The sequence below is a fragment of the Auraticoccus monumenti genome (assembly GCF_900101785.1).
Lineage (GTDB): Bacteria > Actinomycetota > Actinomycetes > Propionibacteriales > Propionibacteriaceae > Auraticoccus > Auraticoccus monumenti.
In genome coordinates this window covers 2,798,421-2,823,752 of sequence record NZ_LT629688.1, presented here as the reverse complement: position 1 = coordinate 2,823,752, position 25,332 = coordinate 2,798,421, and the positions used below count along the sequence as shown (strand labels likewise).

20 protein-coding genes are annotated in these 25,332 nt (G+C 75.3%); 14 read left to right on the top strand and 6 right to left on the bottom strand.

What is annotated here, in order from left to right:
- Positions 1 to 114 precede the first annotated feature (114 nt).
- The 4 genes from nudC to BLT52_RS13100 are packed head-to-tail and all read right to left on the bottom strand — an operon-like array spanning position 115 to position 8,298.
- Positions 115 to 978, bottom strand: a complete 864-nt coding sequence (nudC, locus tag BLT52_RS13115) for an NAD(+) diphosphatase (RefSeq protein WP_157677127.1) — start codon at positions 976 to 978, stop codon at positions 115 to 117.
- Between the two features lie 59 nt (positions 979 to 1,037).
- On the bottom strand, positions 1,038 to 4,322 hold the full coding sequence (locus BLT52_RS13110) for a UvrD-helicase domain-containing protein (RefSeq protein ID WP_197679034.1): 3,285 nt from the start codon (positions 4,320 to 4,322) through the stop codon (positions 1,038 to 1,040).
- Positions 4,319 to 7,627, bottom strand: coding sequence for an ATP-dependent helicase (locus BLT52_RS13105; RefSeq protein ID WP_231946307.1), 3,309 nt, complete (start codon positions 7,625 to 7,627; stop codon positions 4,319 to 4,321). Before BLT52_RS13105 ends, BLT52_RS13110 begins: the two co-directional genes overlap by 4 nt.
- 38 nt (positions 7,628 to 7,665) lie before the next feature.
- Positions 7,666 to 8,298 carry a Type 1 glutamine amidotransferase-like domain-containing protein gene (locus tag BLT52_RS13100; protein ID WP_090594194.1) on the bottom strand — a complete coding sequence of 211 codons (633 nt, stop codon included), beginning with the start codon at positions 8,296 to 8,298 and terminating at the stop codon, positions 7,666 to 7,668.
- Positions 8,299 to 8,340: 42 nt separating this feature from the next.
- On the opposite strand from BLT52_RS13100, the gene BLT52_RS13095 reads away from it, so the two are divergent.
- Both BLT52_RS13095 and BLT52_RS13090 read left to right on the top strand, forming a co-directional pair.
- Positions 8,341 to 8,673, top strand: coding sequence for an MGMT family protein (locus BLT52_RS13095; protein ID WP_231946306.1), 333 nt, complete (start codon positions 8,341 to 8,343; stop codon positions 8,671 to 8,673).
- 209 nt (positions 8,674 to 8,882) lie between these two features.
- Positions 8,883 to 9,086: a cold-shock protein gene (locus BLT52_RS13090; RefSeq protein ID WP_090594192.1), complete on the top strand. Its 204-nt coding sequence runs from the start codon at positions 8,883 to 8,885 to the stop codon at positions 9,084 to 9,086.
- A gap of 82 nt (positions 9,087 to 9,168) precedes the next feature.
- Here BLT52_RS13090 and moeB read toward each other — a convergent pair whose 3' ends face one another.
- Positions 9,169 to 10,323, bottom strand: a complete 1,155-nt coding sequence (gene moeB / locus BLT52_RS13085; protein WP_090594190.1) for a molybdopterin-synthase adenylyltransferase MoeB — start codon at positions 10,321 to 10,323, stop codon at positions 9,169 to 9,171.
- Between the two features lie 73 nt (positions 10,324 to 10,396).
- Positions 10,397 to 11,116: a VOC family protein gene (locus tag BLT52_RS13080; RefSeq protein WP_090594188.1), complete on the bottom strand. Its 720-nt coding sequence runs from the start codon at positions 11,114 to 11,116 to the stop codon at positions 10,397 to 10,399.
- Positions 11,117 to 11,197: 81 nt separating this feature from the next.
- On the opposite strand from BLT52_RS13080, the gene BLT52_RS13075 reads away from it, so the two are divergent.
- The 12 genes from BLT52_RS13075 to BLT52_RS13020 all read left to right on the top strand — a co-directional run bounded on the left by BLT52_RS13075 (position 11,198) and on the right by BLT52_RS13020 (position 25,331).
- The gene (locus BLT52_RS13075) at positions 11,198 to 11,809 is read left to right on the top strand and encodes a TetR/AcrR family transcriptional regulator (protein ID WP_090596737.1); all 612 of its coding nucleotides are present in this window, start codon (positions 11,198 to 11,200) and stop codon (positions 11,807 to 11,809) included.
- Positions 11,810 to 11,915: 106 nt separating this feature from the next.
- Entirely contained in the window at positions 11,916 to 13,169 is a 1,254-nt protein-coding gene (locus BLT52_RS13070; protein ID WP_090594187.1) for a toxic anion resistance protein, read from the top strand.
- A gap of 19 nt (positions 13,170 to 13,188) precedes the next feature.
- Positions 13,189 to 13,746, top strand: coding sequence for a hypothetical protein (locus tag BLT52_RS13065; RefSeq protein WP_090594185.1), 558 nt, complete (start codon positions 13,189 to 13,191; stop codon positions 13,744 to 13,746).
- A gap of 16 nt (positions 13,747 to 13,762) precedes the next feature.
- Positions 13,763 to 15,451 (top strand): AAA family ATPase, encoded by a 1,689-nt coding sequence (locus BLT52_RS13060; RefSeq protein ID WP_231946305.1) that lies wholly within the window; start codon positions 13,763 to 13,765, stop codon positions 15,449 to 15,451.
- The gene (locus tag BLT52_RS13055) at positions 15,448 to 16,824 is read left to right on the top strand and encodes a hypothetical protein (protein ID WP_090594183.1); all 1,377 of its coding nucleotides are present in this window, start codon (positions 15,448 to 15,450) and stop codon (positions 16,822 to 16,824) included. The genes BLT52_RS13060 and BLT52_RS13055 overlap by 4 nt, the downstream gene beginning before the upstream one ends.
- A complete protein-coding gene (locus BLT52_RS13050) occupies positions 16,824 to 17,822 on the top strand; it encodes a glutamate ABC transporter substrate-binding protein (protein ID WP_090594182.1) in 999 nt (332 codons plus the stop codon). The genes BLT52_RS13055 and BLT52_RS13050 overlap by 1 nt, the downstream gene beginning before the upstream one ends.
- A complete protein-coding gene (locus tag BLT52_RS13045; protein WP_090594180.1) occupies positions 17,819 to 19,054 on the top strand; it encodes a hypothetical protein in 1,236 nt (411 codons plus the stop codon). Before BLT52_RS13050 ends, BLT52_RS13045 begins: the two co-directional genes overlap by 4 nt.
- On the top strand, positions 19,051 to 21,567 hold the full coding sequence (locus BLT52_RS13040; RefSeq protein ID WP_231946304.1) for a serine/threonine-protein kinase: 2,517 nt from the start codon (positions 19,051 to 19,053) through the stop codon (positions 21,565 to 21,567). Before BLT52_RS13045 ends, BLT52_RS13040 begins: the two co-directional genes overlap by 4 nt.
- On the top strand, positions 21,564 to 22,769 hold the full coding sequence (locus tag BLT52_RS13035; protein WP_090594179.1) for a protein phosphatase 2C domain-containing protein: 1,206 nt from the start codon (positions 21,564 to 21,566) through the stop codon (positions 22,767 to 22,769). The genes BLT52_RS13040 and BLT52_RS13035 overlap by 4 nt, the downstream gene beginning before the upstream one ends.
- A 25-nt stretch (positions 22,770 to 22,794) precedes the next feature.
- Positions 22,795 to 24,075 (top strand): vWA domain-containing protein, encoded by a 1,281-nt coding sequence (locus tag BLT52_RS13030; RefSeq protein ID WP_090594177.1) that lies wholly within the window; start codon positions 22,795 to 22,797, stop codon positions 24,073 to 24,075.
- A 1-nt stretch (position 24,076) separates the two neighbouring features.
- On the top strand, positions 24,077 to 24,997 hold the full coding sequence (locus BLT52_RS13025) for an FHA domain-containing protein (RefSeq protein ID WP_090594176.1): 921 nt from the start codon (positions 24,077 to 24,079) through the stop codon (positions 24,995 to 24,997).
- Positions 24,998 to 25,106: 109 nt separating this feature from the next.
- Positions 25,107 to 25,331, top strand: a complete 225-nt coding sequence (locus BLT52_RS13020) for a DUF3107 domain-containing protein (protein ID WP_090594175.1) — start codon at positions 25,107 to 25,109, stop codon at positions 25,329 to 25,331.
- The last annotated feature ends 1 nt before the right edge of the window (position 25,332 follow it).

Genomic DNA, 25,332 nt, shown 5'->3' with positions numbered 1-25,332 from the left:
CCTGCACCGCGGGCACATCGGACGGCGGTACAGCCGGCGCCCGCCGGGCAGTACCTGGGTACCGCGCCGCGCCACACGACGCCTCCGGTGCGTCGGGGCGTTCGGGAGGACCGCTCAGGCCAGCTCGCCGTCCAGCCAGGCGGCGACCATACGGGAGGCGATCGAGGAGCTCATCGGCAGCACCAAGGAGCCCTCGGCCACGGCCGCCCGGACCTCCTCCCGGCTCCAGAACCGGCCCTCGACCAGCTCCTCGCCGTCGACGCTGACCCGGTCGGCCTCGGTGCGCGCGGTGAACCCGACCATCAGCGAGCGCGGCATCGGCCACGGCTGGCTGCCCCAGTAGCGGAGGTCGGTCAGCTCCACGTCGGCCTCCTCGAGCATCTCGCGGTGCACCGCCTGCTCCAGCGACTCCCCGACCTCGACGAAGCCGGCCAGGATGGACGCCCGCCCCTTCGGCCAGGTGCTCTGACGGGCCAGCAGCAGCCGGTCGCGGGCGTCCAGGATGGCCACGATGACCGCGGGGTCGGTGCGGGGGAACAGCTGCTCCCCGCACTTCTCGCAGACCCGGCCGAAACCGCCGTTGACCACCCGGGTGGTGCCACCGCAGACCGGGCAGAAGGACCCCTGCCGGTGCCAGTTGACCAGGGCGACCGCGGCGGTGGCCAGGTCGCGCTCGCGCTCCTCCAGCTGGTGCCCCACGGTCCGCAGGGAGGAGGTCTCGCCCTCGGGCAGCGACAGCACCGTGAAGACGGGGACGTCGGCCACCAGACCCAGCAGGTAGTGGCGCTGCGGGTCGAAGGCCACGAACGGCTTCGGGAGCCGCAGCCGGCGGCCCTCCTCGCAGGAGTAGAACTCCCCCGCCTCGGTGACCTTGAGCAACCGCGCGTTCTCCTGCTGCCACAGCTGGTGGACCCACTCGGAGTTGCGTCGGTGCTCAGGGACGCGATCGAGCTCGCTGCCGAGACCCCAGATGCTCACCGAAGCAGGGTAGGGCATGCACGGGCTGGTGACCGCACCCCGCCCGACGGCTCCCGGGCTCACCCTGCGGGGGTCAGCAGCCGCGCCAGCTCGGCGGCTACCGGGAGGTCCTCGCGCACCTCCAGCCGGTCCTCCCGCACCCAGTAGAAGGCAGCCCGCACCCGCTCCACCGCGACGCCCGCCAGCTCGGCCCAGGCCGCCCGGTACACCGCCAGCTGCATCGGGTCCGCCTCCCCCGCCCGGCTGGTCTTCCAGTCGACCACCAGGCAGCAGGGCTCGTCGCCCGCGTCACCCTCCGGGCCCGGGAGGCCGTGCTCGTCGCGGCAGTAGACCGCGTCGATCCGGCCGCGCACCACCTGGGACCCCAGCACGGTGGTGAAGGGCAGCTCGAGGTGCCGCGGGCGTCGGCCGGCGAACTGCCCGGCGGCGAAGGCCCGGGTCAGCTCGTCCAGGTCGCGCTCGTCGACCAGGTCGGCGTCGGCGCGCCCGGGCAGCTCGTCCAGGTCGACCAGGGCGGTGGAGCCGAGGAACGTCTCCACCCAGCGGTGGAACCGGGTCCCCAGCAGGGCACCGCGCGACGGTGGCCGCGGCATCGGGCGGAGCAGCTCGGCGGCGTACCCGGCCGGGTCGGCGTGCGCGCGGACCAGGTCGGTGGCGCTGAGGTTGCCCGGCATCCGCACCGCCCGCCGGGTGGAGCGGTGCTGCACCGCCTCGGCGACCAGCCGGTCCAGGTCGGCGTCCCAGGCGGCCAGCTGCACCTCCTGGTCCAGCAGCAGCGGCTCCTCCCCGGTGGCCTCGTGCCCGCCCCCGGCCGCCGCCCGGCGCCGGGCCGCGCCCACCGCGGCCGCGGCCTCGCGCCGGCGTCGGAGGGCGTCGGGGTCCAGGGGTGCCGGCCACGGCACCGGGGTGCGGGCCACGATCAGCGGGTTCGCCGAGCCGGGCTCGACCACCGAGGCGGTGTGCAGCACCCGCTCCTGGCGCTCGGCCTCGGCCCAGATGGCCTGCAGGTACGGCGAGGGCTTCCGCGGCTTCTGCACCCCCTCCCGCCAGCGGTGGCAGCTGCCGACCAGGACCCGCTTGGCCCGGGTGGCGGCCACGTAGGCCAGCCGGTCCTCCGCCCGACGGGCCTCCCGCTTCAGGTCCCCGGCGTACTCGGTGAAGGCCGGGTTGCTGACCTCGACCAGCTGCGGCACCGAGTCGGCGTCCCCGCGCAGCTCGGCCGGCACCACCGCGGCGTTGGTCAGCCAGTTGTCGGTGACCCGGTCGCTGGGGAAGACCCCCTCCACCAGCGCGGGCAGGAACACCATCCGCCACTCCAGCCCCTTGGCCCGGTGCACGGTGAGCAGCTTGACCGCGTCGTGGTCCGACGGCACCGCCTGGTCCAGCCCGGTGCCCTGCTCCAGCTCGGCCCGCAGGTAGGCCAGCAGACCGGCCAGCGAGGCGTCGCCGTCGACGTCGACGTAGCCGGCGATGGCGTCGAGGAAGGCGGCGAGCTGGTCGCGGCGCTGGGCCCGCTCGAGCTCGGGGGTCGCCACCAGCTCGACGTCGAGGCCGAGGGTGGCGACCACCCGCCGGGTCAGGTCCAGCACCGGCTCGTCGACGTGGGCCCGGAGCGCGGCCAGCTCACCGGCCAGCCGGGCGAAGCGGTGCCGGGCCTCCTCGGAGCAGGGGCCCTCCCCCGGGTCCTCCAGGGCGTCCAGCAGGCTGGTGACCTCGGTCGGGTCGACGTCGGCCACCGCCTCGTCGAGGTCGCTCAGCAGCCGGTCGTCGTCGGGGTCGGGGGTGGTGCCGCGCTGCTCGGCCAGCTCCCGGGCCCGGGACCCGAGCAGCGCCAGGTCGCGCGGGCCGACCCGCCACCGCGGCCCGGTCAGCAGCCGCACCAGGTCGGGGTTGGCGGTGACGTCGTCCAGCACCGACAGCGTGCTGACCACGTCGGCCACCTCGGGAAGGTCCAGCAGACCGCCCAGCCCGACGATCTCGCAGGGCACGTCGCGGCTGGTCAGCTCGGCGTAGAGCCGGGCGATGTCGGCGTTGCGGCGGGTCAGGACGGCGACGTCGGACCAGGCCGGGACCTCCTCACCCTCGCGGGCGGCGACCACCTGGTCGGCGATCCAGGCCACCTCGTCGGGCCAGGTGTCGAAGGAGGCGGCCCGCACCTGCCCGGCACCGGCGCTCTCCGGGGCCCTCAGCAGGGTCTCGGTCAGGTCGACCACGGAGTCACCGGTCCGCAACGGCACCGCGAGCACGTTGGCCACGTCGAGGATGGTCTGCCCCGAGCGGCGGTTGACCGTCAGGGAGAAGGTGCGGGCCGCACGACCGGTGCCGTCGGGGAAGTCGTCGGCGAAGGCCATGATGTTGCTGGCCGCCGCCCCGCGCCAGCCGTAGATGGCCTGGAAGGGGTCGCCCACCGCCGTCACCGGGTGGCCGCGCCCGCTGATCGGGGTGCGTCCGGAGAACAGGCTCTGCAGCAGCCGCGCCTGGGCCGAGGAGGTGTCCTGGTACTCGTCCAGCAGCACCACCTTGTACTGGGAGCGCAGGATCGTGGAGACCTCCGGCACCTCCCCGGCCAGCCGTGCCGCCACCGCCATCTGGTCGGCGAACTCGACCACGCCGAGACGTTCCTTGAGCCGCTGGTAGTCCCGCACCAGGCTGGCCAGCTCGAGCCGCTCCTCGAGCCGGACCGAGGCGTTGCGCACCGCCACGTAGGGGGTGCCGGTCCGGGTCGGCGGCGCGGTGGCGAGACCGAGCCGCATCTCGCGGGCGTGGGCGTCCAGGTGCTCGGACTCCACCAGGTGCGAGCGCATCTCCGCGTCCAGCCGCAGCACCCGCTCGGTCACCGTGGCCGGGCGGAACCGGCTGATCTGCTCGAACGGCCCGGCGGCGGCCCGGACCACCCGCGAGGCCAGCCGGTAGCGGGTGGCGCCGGTGATCATGGTCGGGTCGGACTCGACGCCGATCCGCAGACCGTGCTCGGACACCAGCCGGGCGGCGAAGGCGTCGTAGGTCATGATCACCTGCTCCCCGGCCTCGTCGACGCCGGCGGTGTCCAGCACCCCGGCCACCGACAGCGCGGCGCGGACCCGGGTGGACAGCTCGGCAGCGGCCTTGCGGGTGAAGGTCAGGCCCAGCACCTCCTCCGGACGGACGGCCCCCGTGCCCACCAGCCAGACCACCCGGGCGGCCATCACGGTGGTCTTGCCCGAGCCGGCGCCGGCGATGATCACGCCCGGCTCCAGCGGGGCGGTGATGGCGGCCAGCTGCTCGGCGGAGAAGTCGATGCCCAGCGCCGCGCAGAGGTCCTCGGGCCCGTCCAGACGGCGTCCGGCCCGGGTCGGCGCGCTCACCGCACCACCTGGGCGCCGCGGCCCACCGCCGGGCAGCTGGCGGTGAAGGCGCAGTAGCGGCAGGCGTCCCCGGCCCGGGCGTCGAACTGCTCACCGCGCACCACCGCCACCGCGCGGGCCAGCCGCTCGTGCACCCAGGTCGGCACGCTGCGCTGCTCGTCGTCGGCCTCGGGCAGGTGCGGCACCTCGTCCAGCGAGGGCTGGCTGAGGACCCGCGGGTAGGGCACCCCGTCCCCGTCCTGCTGACGCAGGAACACCAGCTCCGCCCCGGCCACCGCGCGCGTCCCGGCCACCGCCTCGAAGGCGCCGTGCTGGGCGGCGAGCTGGTAGACGCCGAGCTGGTCCATCCCCAGCACCTCCTCCGGGCGCGGCAGCCGCCGGGAGGTCTTGAAGTCCACGATCTGCAGCCGCCCGTCCGGGGTGCGCTCCAGCCGGTCCACCGACCCGGTCAGCACCACCGGCTCCCCGGCCGCCTCCACCGTCACCTCGAAGGGCACCTCGGTGCCCAGCAGGGTGCGGGTGGAGCTGCGCTGCTGCCAGCCGAAGTAGCGCTCCAGGGCCAGCTCGGCCTCCAGCCGCTCCCCGGCCTCCATCCAGTTGGCGTCGAAGGAGATCTGCTCCCAGACCCGGTCCAGGTGCTCCCGGACGTCCACGGCGGTGATCGAGCCGCGGGCGGCGTGCTCCACCAGCACGTGCACCACCGAGCCCACGCTGGCCGCGCTGCTGCGTCCGGACTCCGCCTGCGCCCGCCGCCCGAGGAACCAGCGCCGCGGGCAGGCCAGCAGCGCCTCCAGCGAGCTGCCGGTGATCCGGACCGGCGCGCCGGGCGCCACCACCGGGCGGTCGGCCCGGGTCAGGTCGTCCATGCCCCACCAGCGGGCCGGGTCCGCGGCCGGGGCGACCGGGCGGCCGTCCTCGTCGCGGGCGTCGGCCAGCCGGGCCAGCCGCACGCAGGCCGCCTCGCGCAGCGCCGGCGGGGTCTCGGGGTCGACGCTGACCCGGCGCAGCTCGCCGACCAGCGCCGGCAGGGTGAGCGGGCGCCGCGGACGTCCGGTCAGCTGCTGGACGTCCACCCCCAGCTCGGTGAGGAACCGCGAGGGCTGGTCACCCTCCCCCTCGGTGCCGGCCACCGAGGTGACCACGAGCCGCTGCCGGGCCCGGGTGCAGGCGACGTAGAAGAGCCGTCGTTCCTCGGCCAGCCGGACCCGGGTGGGCTCGGGCTCGGACAGCCCGTCACGCCCCAGCCGGTCCGCCTCCAGCAGGGAGCCGCGGCGGCGCAGGTCCGGCCAGAGCCCCTCCTGCACCGAGGCGACCACCACCAGCGGCCACTCCAGCCCCTTGGACCGGTGCGCGGTCAGCAGCCGGACCGCCGACCCCCGCACGTCGGCCTCGCGCTGGGTGTCGGCGGGGATCTGCTGCCCCTCGACCTCGGCGATGAACCCCTCCAGACCGCGGGTGCCGATCACCTCCTGGGAGCGGGCGGCGAGCTCGAACAGGGCGCAGACGGCGTCCAGGTCACGGTCGCTGCGGACCCCGACGTCGCCGCCCGCACCGGCACCGGCGCGCAGCCGCTGCGGCCAGCCGGTCCCCGTCCACAGCTCCCACAGCGCCTCCTCGGCGGTGGCGCCGCGGGCGACCACCTGCTCCACCCGCTGCAGCAGCGCGGCCAGCCGACCCGCCCGGTCGACCTCGACCGACGGCTCGCACTCCTCCAGCAGCGCCGGGTCGACCAGCGCCCGGCGGACCAGCTCGGCCGAGGAGCGGGGCAGCGCGGCACCGGCGAGCTCGCGACGCTCGGCGTCGCGCAGCGCCCGCCCCAGCCGACGCAGCCCGAGGCCGTCCAGCCCGCCCAGCGGGGAGACCACCAGCCGGGCCGCCTCGTCCGCGTCCAGCCGCCGGCCGCGGGTCACCACCTGCAGGGCCAGCAGCAGCGGCCGCACCGCGAGCTCGGCCCCGAGCGGGATCTCGTCACCGGCCACCTCCACCGGCACCCCCGCGGCGGTCAGGGCCCGGCTCAGCGGGGGGATGCTGATCCGACCGGAGCGGACCAGGACCGCCATCTCCGACCAGTCCAGCCCGTCGCGGAGGTGGGCGGTGCGCAGCACGTCGGCGATGTGCTCGGCCTCCGCACCGGTGGAGTCGCAGCTGAGCACCTCGACCCGGCCGCTGCCGTGGCCGGTGTCGACCACCTCGGGGTCGCGGAAGGCCTGCACCTGCTCCGCCCCCAGCCCGGGCGGGGCGGGCAGCCGCCGGGCCACCAGCCGGGTGGCGTGGGCGATCCGGCGGCCGAACCGGCGGGTGGCGGCCAGGGCCAGCACCGGCGCCGGCTCCCCGGTGCGGGTGCGGAAGGTGGTGGGGAAGGCCGAGAGCACGCTGCTGTCGGCGCCGCGGAAGGCGTAGATCGACTGGTCCGGGTCGCCCACCACGACGAGGTCGCGCCCGTCCCCGGCCAGGGCCCGCAGCACCTCGACCTGGGCGGGGTCGGTGTCCTGGTACTCGTCGACCAGCACCGAGCCGTGCTCGCGTCGCAGGGTGTCGCGGACGTAGGGGTCGAGCAGCAGCAGCCGGCAGCGGTGCACCAGCTCGGTGTAGTCGATCACCTCCTCGGCGTCGAGGACGGTGAGGTACTCCTCGAAGAACTCCCCCACCGCCGTCCAGTCCGCCCTGCCGGCGCGCTCACCGGCCTCCACGACGTCCTCGGGGTCCATCCCCAGCTGGCGGGCGCGGGCGATGACGGCACGGACCTCGGCGGCGAAGGCGCGGGTGCCGACGGCGCGGTCGAAGGAGGTGGGCCACTCCACCCGCTCGGTGCCGGCCAGGGTCTCCCGGACCCGGAACTCCTGCTCGGGGGCGGTGAGCAGCCGCAGCCCGGAGCCGAACAGCTCCGGGTCGGCGAACCGCCGCACCACGGCCAGGCAGAAGGAGTGGAAGGTCATCGCGGTCGGGGTCACCGTGGACCGGCCCAGCCGGGCGGCGATCCGCCGACGCAGGTCGGCGGCGGCACGGCGGGAGAAGGTCAGCACCAGCACCCCGGCCGGCGTCCCCGTCCCGTCCTCGCCGGTGGAGCCCTGCAGCCGGGCCGCACAGGCCTCCACCAGGGTCGTCGTCTTGCCGGTGCCGGGGCCGGCCAGCACCAGCAGCGGTCCGTCGCGGTGGTCGACCACGGCCTGCTGGTGGGCGTCCAGGACCGGCGGTGTGCTGCTCACCGGGGCCGGGGGGAGCAGCGTGTACCGCTCGGGCGCGGGCGCCCGACGACCGTCCACGGAGTCGTGCGGAGGACGGTCGTGCCGGGCGGTGGTGCTCACGACGGACATGCAACCAGACGCCACCGACGATTCCCCGCTCAGCGGACCGACCGGTCGTCACCGTCCACCACCAGCACCTGACCGTCGCGCAGCGCCCAGCAGGGCTGTCCCTCCCGCTCGTACCCGGCAGCCACCTCGCCCAGCAGGGCGGTCTCGGGGTGGGCGGGTGAGCGCAGGTGCGGGACCACCGGACGGTCCAGCACCCCGAGACCGTCGAACCTCACCGCACCGTGCACCGCGACGCAGTCCTCGACGGGGTCGCAGAGCTCCAGACCCCGCAGGCTGGGGGCCAGCACGCAGGGTCCGGCGCTGAAGCCCGCGTACACGAACGCGTCCGCGGCCAGTCCCTCGACGACCAGGGCGTCGAACCCCGACCGGGCCATGGCCATCCGCAGCGTGAACACGTTGCCCCCGCGCACCCACACGAAGTCGGGCTCGCCCACCGCGGCGGTGACACCGCCCGGCTCCAGGTCGCGCAGGTCCAGCTCCTCGGCGTGGAGACCGATCGCGGCCAGCGCGGCCACCTGGCGCTCGGCCTCGGCCTCGCGGCGGGCCGGCTCCGCCCCGTCCAGGGCGTTCAGCACCACCCAGCCGCGCCGGGACCCACGCACCATCGCGCTGAGCACCTCGGGGTGGTCGCCCAGCTGGTAGGAGGACAGGTAGAGCCGCACGGCCCGAGCCTGCCACCTCCCCGGAACTGCTTGAATGTCCGCGTGCAGCCGGACGAGGACCGCGGGATCAGCGGGCAGCGGGCGCCGCTGGACGCCGACCTGGTCGAGGCGGTGCTGACCCTGGTGGAGCAGGTGCCACCGGGCTGCGTGGTCAGCTACGGCGACGTCGCGGAGCTGGTCGAGCGCGGCGGACCGCGTCAGGTGGCGGCGATCATAGCCCGGCACGGGGACGGGGTGCCGTGGTGGCGGGTGGTCCGTGCCGACGGCCGGCTGGCCGATCCGGTGCGCGACCGGGCGGCGCCGCTGCTGGTCGCCGAGGGGGTCCTGGTCAGGGACGGACGGGTCGACATGAGGGCCCACCGCTGGCAGCCCTGAGCCCCTCCGGGGCGACCCGATCGACACCGATGCGGGGGGTCGGGTTCCTTCCGGCCCCGCGATGTGCAAGGGTGGGATCACTGAAGCAAGAAAGCTGTGTCGTGGTTCATGCTGCGTCGTCGGTGGTTTGCGAGGGCGTTGGTGACAACTCCCATCAGTCCCGGGCAGTGAAGTGCCGTCCGGAGCAGTTTCTGAGAGAGAGATCGTTCATGGCACAGGGAACCGTCAAGTGGTTCAACGCCGAGAAGGGCTACGGCTTCATCGCCGTCGACGGTGGGGGTGCGGATGTCTTCGTGCACTACAGCGCCATCGACAGCCACGGCTTCAAGTCCCTCGATGAGGGTCAGCGCGTCGAGTTCGAGACCACCCAGGGCCCCAAGGGTCCGCAGGCAGACCGGGTCGTCCCGCTCTGATCGTCGCGAGCTGATGACCGTCTGAGTCATCCCACGACTTCTCCACACCCCCCGGACCTCGGTCCGGGGGGTGTGGTGCGTCTCAGGCCTGCCAGGCCAGGATGCCGCCCTCGAGGTGGCTCACCTCGGCGAACCCCGCCGCCCGGAGGGCCCGCAGGCTCTGCTCCGAGCGCGCCCCGCTCCGGCAGTAGAGCACCAGCGGCTCGTCGCGGGGCAGCAGCGCCACCCCGTCGCCGGACTCGATCGCACCCTTGGGCACCAGCACCGAGCCGTCGATCAGCGACACCTCCCGCTCGTGCGGCTCCCGGACGTCCACCAGCGTGAACCGGCGACGCCCCTCCGCGCGCTCGGCCAGCATCGTCCGGAGCTCGGCCACCTCCACCGTCGGCACCGGCTCCTGGACCGGCGGCAGACCACACAGCTCCTCGTAGTCCTGCAGCTCGGTGATCGTCGGGTCCGTGCCGCACAGCGCGCAGTCGGGGTCGGCGGCGAACTCCAGCGTGTGCCAGGTCGCGGCGAGCGCGTCGTGGATCTGCAGCCGTCCCAGCAGCGGCTCCCCCGCCCCGGTCACCAGCTTGATCGCCTCGTTGACCTGCGCGGAGCCGAGCGCGGCGCAGAGCACCCCCAGCACCCCGCCCTCGGCGCAGCTGGGCACCATCCCCGGCGGCGGCGGCTCGGGGAACAGGCAGCGGTAGCAGGGGCCGTGACCGGCCCAGAACACGCTCACCTGGCCGTCGAAGCGCAGGATCGAGGCCCAGACGTAGGGGATGCCGGACAGCGCGCAGGCGTCGTTGACGAGGTAGCGGGTGGCGAAGTTGTCGGTGCCGTCGAGCACCAGGTCGTACCCGGCGACGATCTCCATCGCGTTCTCCGAGGTTAGCCGGACGGGGTGGGTGCGGACCTCGACGTGGGGGTTCCAGCGGGCCACCGCGTCGGCGGCGGACTCCACCTTGGGGCGTCCGACGTCCTCGGTGCCGTGCAGGATCTGGCGCTGCAGGTTGGACACCTCGACCCGGTCGTCGTCGACCACGCCGAGCACCCCGACCCCGGCCGCGGCCAGGTAGGCCAGCGCCGGGCTGCCGAGACCGCCCGCCCCGACCACCAGCACCCGCGCGTTCCGCAGCCGGAGCTGGCCCTGCAGCCCGATCTGGGGCAGCAGCAGGTGCCGGTCGTAGCGGACCAGCTCCTCCTCGCTCAGCTGACCGGCCGGCTCCACCAGCGGTGGCAGCGTGCTCATCGGCGTCTCCTCCTCCGAGCGGCACCGGGGACGGCTGCCGCGACGCCCCAGCCTACGTGCGGGCCTCCCGGGCTCAGGACGTGCTGGGCAGCAGGCAGAGCTCGTTGCCCGACGGGTCGCGCAGCAGCGTCCACGGCAGGTCGCCCCAGCCGGGGTCGAAGCGTCGGGCACCCTGCCGCTCGAGGTCGGCCAGCACGTCGTCGAGGTCGTCCCCGGGCTCCAGCCGCACGTCCAGGTGCATCCGGTTCTTCGCCGACGTCCTCGCCTCCGGCTCCGGGCAGAAGGACAGCCACGGCCCGCGCCCCGAGGGGTGGCGCAGCAGCCGCTCGCTCCCCTCCGAGGTGGGCACCCACCCGGTCAGCGCCGCCCAGAACGCCTGGTCCCGCGACGGGTCGGCGGAGTCGATCGGCACCTCGGCCACCGGTCCGGTGCCCTGGTGGCGGGCCCGGTCCTCCAGCACGCAGAACGGGTTGCCCTCGGGATCGGCCAGCACGGTCCAGGGGACGTCCTGCTGGCCGATGTCGAGGTGGCTGGCCCCCAGCGACAGCAACCGCTGCACCACCGCCTGGGGGTCTCCCTGGCCGGAGAGGTCCAGGTGCAGGCGGGGCGGCGCCGTGGCCGGCTCGCGGACCGGCTGGACGCAGAGGTCGAGCCAGGGTCCGTCCGGCACCGACAGCCGGGCCTCGTAGCCCCCGGGGTCGTCGCTCAGCAGCTCCAGGTCCAGGGCCGCACGCCAGAACGCGCCGACCCGGGCGGGCTCGAGCGCGTCCACCACCACGTTCTCCAGCTGCACGTCCTCAGCCTAGGACCGGAGGCGCCAGGGAGGACGGTGGACGAGGACCGTGCGGCGGCAGCCTCGTACTACCCTGCCGAGGTGGACACGGCTCGCGCGCAACGCCTCCCCCGCGACCAGCGGCGGGCCCAGCTGCTGGCGGCGGCGACCCGGGAGTTCGCCAGCCGCGGCTTCCACTCCGTGGCCATGGACGACGTCGCGGTGGGCGCCGGGGTGTCCAAGCCGGTGCTGTACCAGCACTTCGCCTCCAAGCTCGAGCTCTACCTGGCCCTGCTCGACGTGGCCTGCGCCGAGCTGCTCGAGGTGGTGCGCTCGGCCATCGCCTCCACCACCCGCAACAGCGACCGGGTCGCCGCGGCGATGGCGGCCTTCTTCGGTTTCGTGGCCGGGCGCGGCAGCAGCTTCCGCTTCGTCTTCGAGTCCGACCTGCGCACCGAGCCCGAGGTGGACCTGCGGATCCGGGCCGTGCACCAGGACCTCGCCGCCCAGATCGGCGCGGTGATCGCCGCCGACACCGGCCTGCCGGACCAGGAGGCGGAGCTGCTCGGCTTCTCCCTGATCGGGATGGCCGAGACGGGTGCGCGGTACTGGGTGGACGACCCGGCCGGCATCAGCCGCGAGCGCGCCGTGGAGCTGAGCAGCACGCTGGCCTGGCGCGGGGTGCGGGGGTTCCCCCGGACCACCCCCGGATGAGCTCGTGGGCCGCCCTCCGCGCCACCCCCGACCGCTAGATTGAGCCCACGGCCGCCCCCGAGGCGGTCGGCCGCCGCCAGCGCGGACCGTGCTCGAAGGGACGACCGTGACCACTCCCCAGCCCCCCGACCCGTCCGCGGCCGTCGCCCCCGCCCCGCTCTCCCCGCCCCCCGGTGCCGGGCTGACGCTCGACGCCCCGGCGGCGCCCCCGGTGGTGACCGCCACCCAGGCCCCGGCGATGGCCCCGCAGGTGGCCCCCGACCAGGTCCCCGCCCTGGACGCCAAGGTGGACGGCTTCCTCCGCGCCCTCGAGGGTGCCCAGGCCGGGTCGCCGCAGTTCAGCGCGCAGGCCGACGCCGTCCGCACCATGGGCGACTCCGACATCCGCCGTGCCGCGGAGTCCTCCAACCGGCTGCTGCAGACCCCGGTGAAGGCGCTCAAGGAGGGCGGCATCTCCGAGGGCTCCCAGGTCGGGCGCTCGCTGCTGGCGCTGCGCCGCACCGTCGAGGACCTCGACCCCAGCCAGGCCACCGGCACCCGCAAGCTGTTCGGGATCATCCCCTTCGGGGACCAGGTGGTGGACTACTTCCGCCGCTACCAGTCCTCCCAGGCCCAGCTGGACGGGATCCTGCACAGCCTGCGCAACGGCCAGGACGAGCTGACCCGGGACAACGTCTCGCTGACCATGGAGAAGCAGAACCTGTGGGCCTCCATGGGCCGGCTGAACCAGTACGTCTACATCGCCGAGCGCCTCGACGCGGCGCTCAGCGCCAAGGCCGCCGAGCTCGAGCTGAGCGACCCGGACAAGGCGCGGGTGCTCAAGCAGGACGTGCTCTTCTACGTCCGCCAGAAGCACCAGGACCTGCTCACCCAGCTGGCGGTCTCGATCCAGAGCTACCTGGCCATCGACATCATCATCAAGAACAACATCGAGCTGATCAAGGGCGTGGACCGTGCCACCACCACCACGGTCTCGGCGCTGCGGACCGCCGTCATCGTGGCCCAGGCGCTGGGCAACCAGAAGCTGGTGCTGGACCAGATCACCGCCCTCAACACCACCACCTCCGACATGATCCAGAAGACCTCGGAGATGCTGCGCGACAACTCCGCGCAGATCCAGCAGCAGGCGGCCTCGGCCACCATCGGGATGCCCCAGCTGCAGGCGGCCTTCCAGAACATCTACGCCACCATGGACTCCATCGACACCTTCAAGCTGCAGGCCCTGGACACCATGGCCAGCACCATCGGCACGCTGGAGTCGGAGGTCGTGAAGTCCCGGGACTACCTCGACCGCGCCCGCCGCTCCGAGGCCGGCCGGGTGGAGGCCCAGCTCGACCTGGACGCCGACGGCCGGGTCTGAGCCGGACGGACAGGACGCGATGGGGTTGTGGGGCTGGCTGACCGGGCGCGGCCGCGACGAGCCCGAGCCCGAGCCGCCAGCACCCCCGGCCCCGACCGAGGCCGACGTGCTGGCGGCCCTGGACCGGCTGGGCGAGCGGGCGCGCAGCGAGGGGCTGGCGGTGGCGGTGCTGACCCGGATCGCCCGGATCGACCGGGCCATCCGCACCACGCTCCCCCGGCTGCGCACCTTCGGGCTCGGCTCCTACGAGGGCTACGCCGTGGTGGCCACCGCCCTCAGCTACCTGCCGGAGGCGCTGGAGGCCTACCTCCGGCTCCCCCGCGACTGGGCCGACCAGCGTCCGGTGGACCGCGGCCGCACCTCGCTGATGCTGCTGGTGGACCAGCTGGACCTGCTGGCCGCCAGCACCGAGCAGATCCTGGACGCCGCGGCCCGCGCCGACGCCCAGGCGCTGATCCAGCACGGCCGCTTCCTGGCCGCGAAGTTCGGCGGTGGGAGCGGGGACGTGCACGCGACCGCAGCGCCGCCGCCCGCCCCGCGGACCCCCGGGCCGGCCAACCCCCTCGACCTGCCGTGACCCTCCTGGAGGACCGATGACCGACCCCGCCCTCGCCCGGGCCCTCGACGCCGTGGCCGCAGCCGCCCGGCTGGCCGGCACCGACCCCGACACCGCCCGCACCGAGGCCACCCAGCTGGCCGCCTCGGTGGCCGAGTCCTCCCCGGGCGCCTTCGTCGACTGGGCCGAGGCCCTCGGCGGGGAGCCGAGCGCCGAGGCGTTCATGGCCACGGCGCACCGCGGGCGCCGGTGGCGCAGCGCACCCACACCCGCCCTGGCCGAGCTGGTCCGGCGCCGCTCCCAGCACGCACCGGCCCTGGCCGAGGCCCTGGTCGACGTCTGCACCGCCGCGGCCACCCTGGGTCGACCGGGCGAGCAGGTGCTGGGGACGTCGCAGCTGGCGGCCGCCGCCCAGCTCGCCGCCGTCCGCCCGACGTCGCCGCCCCCGACCCCCGCCACCGGTGACGTGCCGGCCGACGACGTCAGCGCCCCGACCGGCGAGGACTCCTTCCTGTCCCAGGCCCCGGCGCTGCTCACCCGCGTCCTGGACCGGTTGACCGAGGTCGACCGCGAGGCCGCCGAGACCCAGCGGCGCCGCGTGCAGCAGGCACCGTGGAACCTCGACCTCGACCCCGGCACCCCGTTCGCCCCCGGCGCCTTCGGCGACCTGTCCACCCTCGGCAGCCGACCCACCGGGCCCCAGCCGGGACGGCCCGACGCGGTCGACCCCGGGCCGACGGCACCCGAGCGGACGTCCGCCGGCGACCCGGAGCCCCTGGGCCGGGCCGCCGACGCCGACCCCCCGGCGGAGGAGGAGACGGAGCCGGCACCCACCCTGGAGGAGCTGCTGGCCGAGCTGGACGCCCTGGTCGGGCTGGAGACGGTCAAGGCCGAGATCCACCGCCAGGCCGCGGTGCTGTCGGTGGAGAAGCTGCGCGCGGAGAAGGGGCTGAAGAACGCCACCCTGACCCGGCACCTCGTCTTCACCGGCAACCCCGGCACCGGCAAGACCACCGTGGCCCGGCTCGTCGCCGGGATCTACCGCGCCCTCGGGCTGCTGTCCAAGGGCCAGCTGGTGGAGGTGGACCGCTCCGAGCTGGTGGCCGGCTACCTGGGCCAGACCGCGCTGAAGACCGCCGAGGTGGTGGCCCGCGCCGAGGGCGGGGTGCTCTTCGTCGACGAGGCCTACAGCCTGACCGGCGACCAGTACGGCACCGAGGCCGTCGACACCCTGGTCAAGGAGATGGAGGACCGCCGCGACGACCTGGTGGTGATCGTGGCCGGCTACCCGCTGCCGATGAGCCTGTTCGTGGCCCAGAACCCGGGTCTGGCCAGCCGGTTCCGCACCACCATCGAGTTCCAGGACTACACCGACACCGAGCTCTCCCAGATCCTGGAGCTGCTCTGCCGCCAGGCCGACTACGACCTCGCCCCCGGGGCCGCGGAGCGCTTCGCCGAGATCCTGGCCCTGACCCCCCGCGACCAGGGGTTCGGCAACGGCCGCTTCGCCCGCAACTGCCTGGAGGCGGCCATCGGCCACCACGCCTGGCGGCTGCGCGGGGTGAGCGACCCCGACGTCGCCACGCTGCGCACCCTGGTCGCCGAGGACCTCGAGCTGCCGCGGTTGCAGGCCCCCGGCACCGCGGCGGTGCAGACTGTGCCCGAGCACGTCACCTGGCCCGACCAGCCGGTGGCGACCAGCGACGACGAGGGGGACGCCCGATGAGCCAGCAACCCGGTCTCGCCGGGCAGCAGGCCCCTCCGGCCGGCACCGGCGCCCCCCGGACGGCGACCCCGGCCTACCTGCAGCAGCGGGTCGCCTTCCCCGCCCGCGCCTCCTCCCCCGGCGGACCCAAGGTGATCACCCGTCCCGGGCAGACCAAGGACGTCGGCAGCCGGCTCTCCGGCACCAGCACCCCACGGCTGCTGCTGGCCCTGATGGCGCTGTGCGCGGCCGCGGTGCTCCTCTTCGGCACCGCCGCCACCACCGTCCTGGTCAGCAGCGCCGGCGCCATGGACCGGGCCAGCCACAACGCCCAGCAGCTGGTCCGGGTGCAGAACATCAAGGCCCAGCTGCTGCGGGCCGACGCCCTGGCCACCAACGCCTTCCTGGTCGGCGGGCTCGAGAGCGCCCAGGCCCGCAGCGCCTACGACGACGCCGTCGACGACGCCGCCGGGCTGCTGGTGCAGGCCAGCGAGGCCCAGCCCGCCGACGCCGAGGCGCTGCGGGTGGTCAACAGCGAGCTGGTGCTCTACTCCACCTCGATGGCCCAGGCCCGGGCCAACAACCGTCAGGGCTACCCGGTCGGCGCCTCCTACCTGAACCAGGCCAGCGCCCAGCTGCGCGAGCGCGCGGTGCCGGCCCTGGACGCCATGGCCGAGGCCAACACCCAGCGGATCGCCCGGGAGACCGGCAGCGGCTCGCTGGTCGTGGTGGTCGTGGTCGGGGTGCTCGCCCTCGCCGTGCTGGGCTGGACGCTGCGCGTGGTCGCCCTGCGGTTCCGGCGCACGGTCAACGTGGGCCTGGCCGTGGCCGCCGCGATGGTGCTGCTCGGGCTGCTGGCCTCGGTCGGCGTCCTGGCCTCCCTGGCCCGGACCGTCGACGACCTGGAGGGAGGCGCCCTGAACGGCATCCGCCAGCTCTCCGCCGCACGCACCGCCGGCTACGACGCCAAGGCCCTGGAGAGCCTGACGCTCATCTCCCGGGGCTCCGGTGACGCCTACGAGCAGTCCTGGGTGCAGCAGTCCGACACCGTGGTCGGGGCCCTGCAGGCGGCCGGCGAGGACGACCTGCTCACCTCCTGGCAGGCCCACGTCACCGCCCACCAGAAGATCCGCGAGCTCGACGACGGCGGCCGCTGGGACGACGCGGTCGCCTCGGCCACCCGCGACGGCGACGGACGCTCCAACACCACCTCCACCGCCTTCCAGGACGCGCTCGCCCCGGTGCTGGACGCCGACGTGGTCGCCGCCGACGGGGCGCTGTCGGACCAGCGGGTCGTCCTGTGGGTGGTCGCCGGCGGAGTCGCGCTGGCCACCCTGGTGGGCACCGGTGCGGCCCTGCAGGGCCTGCAGACCCGACGACGGGAGTACGAGTGATGGCCACCCACCACCGGGCCGCGCGTCCGCCGACCCGGCCCGCGGGGCTGCTGGTCGCCGCCCTGCTCGTCCTGCTGGCGGCCTGCGCCCCCGGCTACGACGCCACCGTGGTGCCGGACCCGCCGGCTCCTCCCACCAGCCCGGGCGGCGGTGGGTCCACCAGCACCCCGGCCCCCTGCGAGGACCCCGACCCGCTGCGCAGCTACGACCCGCCGCGGGAGAACCCCCGACCCGGTGACATGCCGTCCGGCTCGACGATGGCCCGGATCGCCGAGCGCGGCCGGGTGGTCGCCGGGGTGTCGGCCGACACCTACCTGATGGGGTCGCGCAACCCCGCCACCGGTCAGATCGAGGGCTACGACATCGACCTGGTCAAGGCCATGGCCGAGGCGATCCTCGGCGACGAGGACGCCTACGAGCTGCGCGTCATCACCGCCCAGCAACGGATCGAGCTGCTGCAGGAGGGCGAGGTCGACATGGTGGCCCGGAACATGACCATCAACTGCCAGCGGTGGCAGGACATCGCCTTCTCCGCGGAGTACTACCGCTCCGGGCAGAAGGTGCTGGTGCGCAGGGGCTCCAGCATCGACACGGTGGCCGACCTGGCCGGACGCCGGGTCTGCGCGCCGGAGAGCACCTCCAGCATCGAGCTGCTGCGCCGCGAGCTCCCCGAGGCCGAGGCCGTGGGCGCGGCCAACCACACCGGCTGCCTGATCCTCTTCCAGGGCGGGCAGGTCGACGCGATCACCGGCGACGACACCGTGCTCGCCGGGCTGGTGGTCCAGGACCCCTACGCCCGGGTGCTGGAGATGGAGCCGCTGTCGGCCGAGCCGTACGGGATCGGGTTCAACGCCGAGCAGACCGACCTGGTCGCCTTCGCCAACCGGGTGCTGGCCGACCGGATCGCCGACGGCGAGTGGGAGGCCAGCTACGACCGGTGGCTGCGCCGCTCGCTGGGGCCGGCCCCGGAGCCGCCCCGGCAGGTCTACGGACGATGACGGCCACCGCCCCGGCCGCCCCCGCCCGGCTGGGGGAGGCCGCCGAGCCGCGCGAGCTGCTGGTCTACCTCGAGCTGCTGGGTGAGTGGCTGACCGACCGGCGCCGCGAGCTGGACGAGCTCGACGACGCGGTGCTGCGCTCCACCCTGCGCGACCAGCTGACCACCGACGTCACCCTCTCCCTCGCGCTGTGGCAGGCCGTCTCGGACCGCCACGAGCTGCTGCTGGCCACCTGGGACTCCGGCCGGGTCGGGCTGACCGAGCGCCAGCGCCTCTCCGCGCTGGTGTGGGGACGTCTGGACGCCACCCTGGACCCCTCCGTGCTGGCCTCCCGCGGCCCCGACGCCTCCGCGCTGAGCGTCTCGCTGCCCGAGGCCTGTCGGCTGTCCGACGCCCTCGCCGCCCAGCTGCGCAGCAGGCTGGCCCTGGACCCGGCCCTGGACCGCCAGACCGTCCGGATCGCCACCCTGCGGGCCACCTGCGAGCGGGTCCGCGACCAGGTCGCCCTCGAGCCCGCGGCGCTGCGGCCGGCCGCGGAGCAGCGGCTGTCCGCGCTGGTGTCCCGGGTCGAGGCGGTCGCGGCGAAGGCCCAGCGCGGCGGCGACGTCGGCGGGCTGCTCGGGCCGCTGGAGCACGACGCCGCCACCACCGAGCGGGACCTGATCGTCGCCGGGGCCACCCGCCGCGAGGCCCGTGGGCTGGTCGAGCGGGCCACCGAGCTGCGGGCCGACCTGGACGGGCGGGGGCAGGCCCTGACCAGCCTGGTCCGTCGCTGCGTGGAGCAGGTCACCCCGGCACCCCGCTACGCGGTGCCGGAGGTGGAGGCGCTGGGTCCGGTGCCGCAGACCACCGCGGAGGTGCAGGCCTACCTGGCCCGGCTGGAGCAGGTCAGCCGGGCGATGCAGGTGGTCCAGCACGCCTACAGCGGCGCCCTGGCCGAGCTCGACGCCGTCACCGGCGGTCTCGGCGGCTACGTGGCCAAGGCCCGGGCCCTCGGGGTGGCCGACCACCCCGTGCTGCGCGCGGTCGAGGACGCCCTGCTGGCGGTGCTGGAGCAGCGTCCCTGCCCGGTGCGGATCGCCGACGCCCTGGTCGCCACCTACCGCGACGCGCTGGGGTGGGCCGGTGAGCGCGGCGGTACCGGTACGGTCGTGCCCCCGCGGCCCGATGCCCGCGACGTCCCCCGGGGCACGCTCCCCGACACCCCCGCCACCCCCCAGGAGGTCTCGTGATCAGGTGCAGCCAGCCCGGGTGCTCCGGGAGCGTGGTCGACGGCTGGTGCGACGTCTGCGGCAGCCCCGGTCCCCGGTCGGCCACGGACGCCGCCCAGTCCGCCCCGGACGCGGCCCAGCCGCCCGCCGGTGCCGCGCCCACCAGTGCGGGGCCGACCTCCGGCGGCCCGCGCCCGTGCGCCCAGCCCGGCTGCCAGGGCACCCTGGTCGACGGCTGGTGCGACGTCTGCGGCAGCCCGGCCCCCGGCCCCGCGACCTCCGCCCCGGTGACGCCCGCCCAGGGCCCGGCGACCGCCGCGCCCTCCGCGGCCGGCGCCCCGGCCCCGAGCTCCTCCCCCTCCGCCGCCCGCCGCGCCCACACCGGTGCGCCCGGCCCCACCGCCTCGGCCCCGAGCGCGGCCACCCCGCTGGACACCGGCGGTGTCGGCTCGACCGTGACCCGGGGCTCGTCCCGGCTGGACTCCATCCAGCTCGGCTCGGCCCGCGCCCGCACCTCCGGCAGCCAGGCCACCCGGCGCACCACCGGCTCGGCCCGGCTGCGCCACGCCCGGATCGGTGCCGGGCTGACCCGGGTGCCCCCGGCCCCGGTGGTCGACGCCGCCGCCGCGGTGATGGTCGACCCGTCGGTGCCGGAGCGGCGGCGGAACTGCCCCAGCTGCGGGGCCCCGGTCGGTCGCTCGCGCGAGGGGCGACCGGGCCGCGCGGAGGGCTTCTGCCCGCAGTGCCGCAGCCCCTACTCCTTCACCCCCAAGCTGGTGGCCGGGGACCTGGTCGCCGGGCAGTACCAGGTGGCGGGCTGCCTGGCCCACGGCGGCATGGGCTGGATCTACCTGGCCCGGGACAAGAACGTGTCCGACCGCTGGGTGGTGCTCAAGGGCCTGCTCAACTCCGGTGACGCCGACGCCCTGGCCGCGGCCATCTCCGAGTCGCAGTTCCTGGCCCAGGTCGAGCACCCACTGATCGTCGAGATCTACAACTTCGTCACCCACGAGGGCGCCGGCTACATCGTGATGGAGTACGTCGGCGGACGCTCCCTCAAGGACCTGCTCAAGGAGCGGATGCGCACCGCCGGCGGGGTCTACGACCCGCTGCCCCCGGACCAGGCGATCGCCTACGTGCTGGAGGTGCTGCCCGCCTTCCAGTACCTGCACGACATGGGGCTGGTCTACTGCGACTTCAAGCCCGACAACGTGGTCCAGGTCGGTGACGCCCTCAAGCTGATCGACCTCGGCGGCGTCCGCCGGGTCGACGACCAGGACTCGGCGATCTTCGGCACCATCGGCTACCAGGCCCCGGAGGTGGCCAGCCAGGGCACCACCGTGGCCTCCGACATCTACACCGTCGGCCGGACGCTGATGGTGCTCGGCGCGGAGTTCCGCGGCTACCAGACCACCTACCAGTTCAGCCTCCCCCCGGTGGCGGAGACCGAGCTGTTCCAGGAGCACGACTCGCTGTTCCGGCTGCTGTCGCGCTGCTGCGCCCCGGACCCGGCCGACCGCTTCGCCTCCGCCGACGAGCTGCGGGTCCAGCTGCTGGGGCTGCTGCGCGAGGAGGTCGCCGCCCGCACCACCGGCACCGCGCTGACCTCGGCCGCGTCGGTGCTGTTCGAGTCCCCGGCGGCCAGCGCCGACACCCTGGGCTGGGCCGACCTGCCGCAGCTGCGCGCCGACAGCACCGACCCCCAGCACACCTGGCTGCAGTCCACCAGCGTCCCGGACCCCCGCGAGCGGCTGACCGTGCTCGAGCGCGACGCCCCGGGCCGCTCGGCGGAGGTGCTGCTGGCCCTGTGCCGCTGCGCCCTGGAGATCGGGGACCGGGCGCTGCTGCAGAGCTACGTCGGTGAGCTGCTGGCCGTCGACCCCTGGGAGTGGCGGGCGGTCTGGATGGCCGGTCTCGGCGCCATCCAGTCCGGCGACCACGCCGCCGCCTCGGCCTCCTTCAACGCCGTCTACGGCCAGGTCCCCGGTGAGCTGGCACCCAAGCTGGCCCTGGCCCTGGCCTGCGAGCAGGGCAGCGACTCCGACCTCGCCGAGTCGCTGTACCGCCGCTGCGCCAGCACCGACGCCAACTACGTCTCCCCCGCCGCCTTCGGCCTGGCCCGGATCCGGGCCCGGGCCGGTGACCTGGCGGGCTCCCTGGAGGCGCTGGACCTGGTGCCGGCCACCAGCCGCGGCTACGCCGACTCCCGCCGGCTGAGGGCCCAGCACCTGATCGTCCTCGGCGGCAGCATGGAGGACTACGCCGAGGCGCTGCGCAGCATCGAGGCGGCCCGGCTCGGGGACGCCGAGCGCGACCGGCTCACCGTCGACATCCTGGACGCCGCCCTGCTGGCCAGGCAGCGCCGGCCCGACCTGCCGCCCACCACCCTCGGGGCCTGGCGCTCCACCGAGGACGGCCTGCGCGACGGGCTGGAGAGCACCTACCGCCGGATGGCCCGCCGCACCTCCGACCGCGACGAGCGGACCCGGCTGGTCGACACCGCCAACCACGTCAGGAAGTGGTCCCGAACATGACGACGTCCACCCGCTGCCCGCACTGCGGCGCCGAGGTCACCCCCTCCGACAGCTTCTGCGAGGCCTGCGGCGGTGACCTGACCCCGACCGAGGCGGCACCCCGGGACGCCGGCACCGAGGCTCCGATCGAGCTCAGCCGCTCGGTCCGGGCCCCTGGCCCGGCGACCGCCGCCACCGCCCCGTCGGTGCAGGCCCGGCCCTGCACCGAGTGCGGCGGCGTCGTCGGCCCCGACGGGTACTGCCAGACCTGCGGCGCGAAGGCCCCGCGGGAGCGCGACCACTTCGAGCAGACCCCCTCCTCCTGGGTCGGCGGGGTCTGCGACCGGGGTCGGCGCCACCACCGCAACGAGGACGCGATGGCGCTGGACTCCGACCCCGCGCCCGGTCAGCGGGCGGTGCTGGTGGTCTGCGACGGCGTCTCCACCGCCCCCGACTCCGACGTGGCCTCGATGTCTGCGGTGACCGCCGCCCGCGAGGTCCTGGTCCGGCACCGGCCGACCGGTCTGGGCACCCCGGAGAGCCGGGGCAGCGCGCTGGCCGCCACCCTGGTCGACGCCGCCCACGCCGCCAACCGGGCCGTGGTCGCCGGTCACGACCCCGGCACCGACAACGCCCCCTCCTGCACCTTCGCCGCCGCCGTGGTGGACGGCGACCTGTGCGTGTGGGGGCTGGTCGGGGACTCCCGGGCCTACTGGCTGCCCGACGTCGGCGAGGCCGTCCAGCTCGGCGAGGACGACTCGGTGGCCGCCATGCGGATGGCGGCCGGGGTGGAGCGGGAGCAGGCCGAGACCGGACCCGGCGCCCACGCCATCACCCGCTGGCTGGGGCAGGACTCCCCCGACACCGAGGCCCGCACCGGGACGGTGGCCCTGGACCGTCCCGGCTGGGTGCTGGTCTGCTCCGACGGGCTCTGGAACTACGCCTCCGAGCCCGCGCGGCTGCAGCAGCTGGTGGCCGACCGGGCCGCCGCCGGGCTGGTCGAGCCGACCCCGCTGGCCGGGTCGCTGGTGGACTGGGCCAACGAGCAGGGCGGCCGGGACAACATCACCGCCGCCCTGGCCCGGATCGGCCCGCCGCGCCGCCCGGACCCCTCGGTGGCCCTGGCCGGGCAGGACGAGCAGCCCGACCCGGAGCACCCGCTGGAGGCCGACCAGCCCACCCGCAACCTGTCCGCCGGTCACCCCGGCCCTGCGGCATACTGACACCCGACGACCCCCGAGGAGCACCATGGCCCGGTTCAGCGCCGACGTCTACCAGAACGAGTTCCTGCCCGACGGGGGCACCGACGTGCACGCCATCGTGACCGTCGCCTGCACCGAGGCCGGTGTGGCCGGCCAGGGCGGTCAGGGCGACGCCGGGGAGATCATCATCGTCGACACCTCCGGCTCGATGGGCCACGCGGGAATGGAGGCGGCCAAGCAGGCCGCCACCGTGGCCCTGGGCCAGATCGTCGACGGCACCTGGTTCGCGGTGGTGGCCGGCAACCACCGCGCCTACCTGGCCTACCCGACGGTGCAGAGCGGTCCGGGCATGGTGCGGATGAACGCCCAGACCCGGGCGATGGCCGGCCGCGCGATCGCCTCCTTCCGCCCCGACGGCGGCACCGCCATCGGCAGCTGGCTGCTGCTGACCCGCGACCTGTTCGGCTCGGTGCCCGGGCTGGCGCAGAAGCACGCCGTCCTGCTCACCGACGGCGAGAACCACAACGAGTCCGAGGTCCAGCTCGACGCCGCGATCCAGCGGGCCACCGGGGTGTTCCAGTGCGACTGCCGCGGGGTCGGGGTGGCCTGGAAGGTCAGCGAGGTCCGCAAGATCGCCCAGGCGCTGCTCGGCACCGTCGACATCATCCCCCACCCCAACCAGATGGCGGCCGTCTTCGCCGAGCTGATGCAGGCCTCGATGGCCCGCGGCGTGGCCGAGGCCCGGCTCCGGGTCTGGGCGCCGCAGGGCTCCCAGGTGCTCTTCGTCCGCCAGGTCGCCCCCACCGTGGAGGAGCTCACCGGGCGCGGCACCCCGGTCAACGACCTGACCCGAGACTTCCCCACCGGCTCCTGGGCCGACGAGTCACGCGACTACCACGTCGCGGTCCGGCTGGCCGCCCGCGCGCTGGGCCAGGAGCAGCTCGCCGCCCGGGTCCAGGTGGTGGTCCGCGACGAGGTGCAGGCCCAGGCGCTGGTCAAGGCGCAGTGGTCGGCCGACGAGCTCCTGACCACCCGGATCAACCCCGAGGTCGCCCACTACACCGGGCAGACCGAGCTGGCCGAGGCCATCCAGGAGGGGCTGGCGGCCAAGGCGGTCGGGGACGAGGGCACCGCCACCCTGCGGCTGGGCCGGGCGGTCCAGCTGGCGGCGGCCACCGGCAACGAGGAGGCCACCACGCGGCTCCGCAAGGTGGTCGAGGTGGAGGACGAGGGCACCGGCACGGTGCGGCTCAAGCGAGAGGTGGACCGGGCCGACGAGATGGCCCTGGACACCGCCTCGACCAAGACGACCCGGATCCGGAGCTGAGATGACCACCTGCCCCCAGGGCCACCAGACCTCGGCCGAGGACTACTGCGACGTCTGCGGGGCCCCGGTCACCGCCGCCCCCGCGGCGGCACCGGCCCTCGGCGCACCGGCACCTGGTGCGGCACCGGGACCGGGCACCACCGTGCCGCCGGCCGCGCAGACCCGCGACTGCCCCCACTGTGGGGCGGTCAACGTGGCCGACGCCCTCTTCTGCGAGGCCTGCGGCTACGACTTCACCACCGGGACCATGCCGCGACCGGAGGCGAGCTCGATCCCCACCCCCACCCGACCCGACGAGCTGGACGAGCCCGGGTCGGGCCCGCAGCCCGCCGCCCCGCAGCCCGCCGCCCCGGGGCCCGCTGCGCCGCAGCCCGCCTCATCGGAGCCCGCCCCGCCGCAGGCCTCCGCCCCGGAGGCCCTGGCCGCCGCCGCGGACGTCCCCGCGCCGGCACCGTCCGCACCAGCCCCTTCGCCCGCCGCAGCCCCGCCCGCGGCGGCCCCGGGCGCGGCGGAGTGGGTGGCCGAGATCTGGATCGACCCCGACTGGTACGCCCTGCAGGACAGCGCCGACCCGATGCCCTCACCGGGGCTGCCCGAGGTGGTGGCGCTGCGCGGTCGGTCGCTGCTGGTCGGGCGGGTCTCGCGCAGCCGCGGCATCCACCCCGACATCGACTGCGAGGCCGACTCCGGGGTCAGCCGCCGCCAGGCCCAGCTCACCACCGACGGCACCCGCTGGTTCGTCGAGGACCTGCAGTCGGCCAACGGCACCTTCGTGGGACCGGCGAGCGGGCCGCTCCCGTCGGACCCGGTGACCCCGGGCCAGCGGGTCGAGGTGGGCGAGCACGACCGCCTGTACGTCGGCGCCTGGACCCGGATGGTGCTGCGCCGGGCCGCGCCCGGTGAGGTCGAGGGCCTGGGCTGACCCCCCTGCGGCTGCGCCGTGGGCGAACAGGGCCGTGGGCGGGCCGTCCGGCATGGCAGGCTGGCCGGAGACGACGACGCCGGGCGCTGCCCGGCACAGGAGGAGCCACGTGGAGATCAAGGTCGGGATCCAGCACATCGGGCGAGAGGTCACGGTCGAGTCCGAGGCCACCGCGGACGACGTCCGGGCCGAGCTCGAGAAGGCCGTGGCCGACGACGGGCTGCTGACCCTGCGTGACGCCCGCGGCCGCACCGTCCTGGTGCCCGCCTCGAAGATCGCCTACCTCGAGGTCGGCGAGGAGACCACCCGCCGCGTCGGCTTCGGCGCCGGCTGAG

Excerpts from the sequence above, each read along its gene's own strand:
- BLT52_RS13090 (WP_090594192.1), top strand. The coding sequence starts at position 8,883 with ATGGCACAGGGAACCGTCAAGTGGTTCAACGCCGAGAAGGGCTACGGC.
- moeB (WP_090594190.1), bottom strand. The coding sequence starts at position 10,323 with ATGAGCACGCTGCCACCGCTGGTGGAGCCGGCCGGTCAGCTGAGCGAG.
- BLT52_RS13065 (WP_090594185.1), top strand. The coding sequence starts at position 13,189 with ATGGGGTTGTGGGGCTGGCTGACCGGGCGCGGCCGCGACGAGCCCGAG.
- BLT52_RS13060 (WP_231946305.1), top strand. The coding sequence starts at position 13,763 with ATGACCGACCCCGCCCTCGCCCGGGCCCTCGACGCCGTGGCCGCAGCC.
- BLT52_RS13055 (WP_090594183.1), top strand. The coding sequence starts at position 15,448 with ATGAGCCAGCAACCCGGTCTCGCCGGGCAGCAGGCCCCTCCGGCCGGC.
- BLT52_RS13050 (WP_090594182.1), top strand. The coding sequence starts at position 16,824 with ATGGCCACCCACCACCGGGCCGCGCGTCCGCCGACCCGGCCCGCGGGG.
- BLT52_RS13045 (WP_090594180.1), top strand. The coding sequence starts at position 17,819 with ATGACGGCCACCGCCCCGGCCGCCCCCGCCCGGCTGGGGGAGGCCGCC.
- BLT52_RS13035 (WP_090594179.1), top strand. The coding sequence starts at position 21,564 with ATGACGACGTCCACCCGCTGCCCGCACTGCGGCGCCGAGGTCACCCCC.
- BLT52_RS13030 (WP_090594177.1), top strand. The coding sequence starts at position 22,795 with ATGGCCCGGTTCAGCGCCGACGTCTACCAGAACGAGTTCCTGCCCGAC.
- BLT52_RS13025 (WP_090594176.1), top strand. The coding sequence starts at position 24,077 with ATGACCACCTGCCCCCAGGGCCACCAGACCTCGGCCGAGGACTACTGC.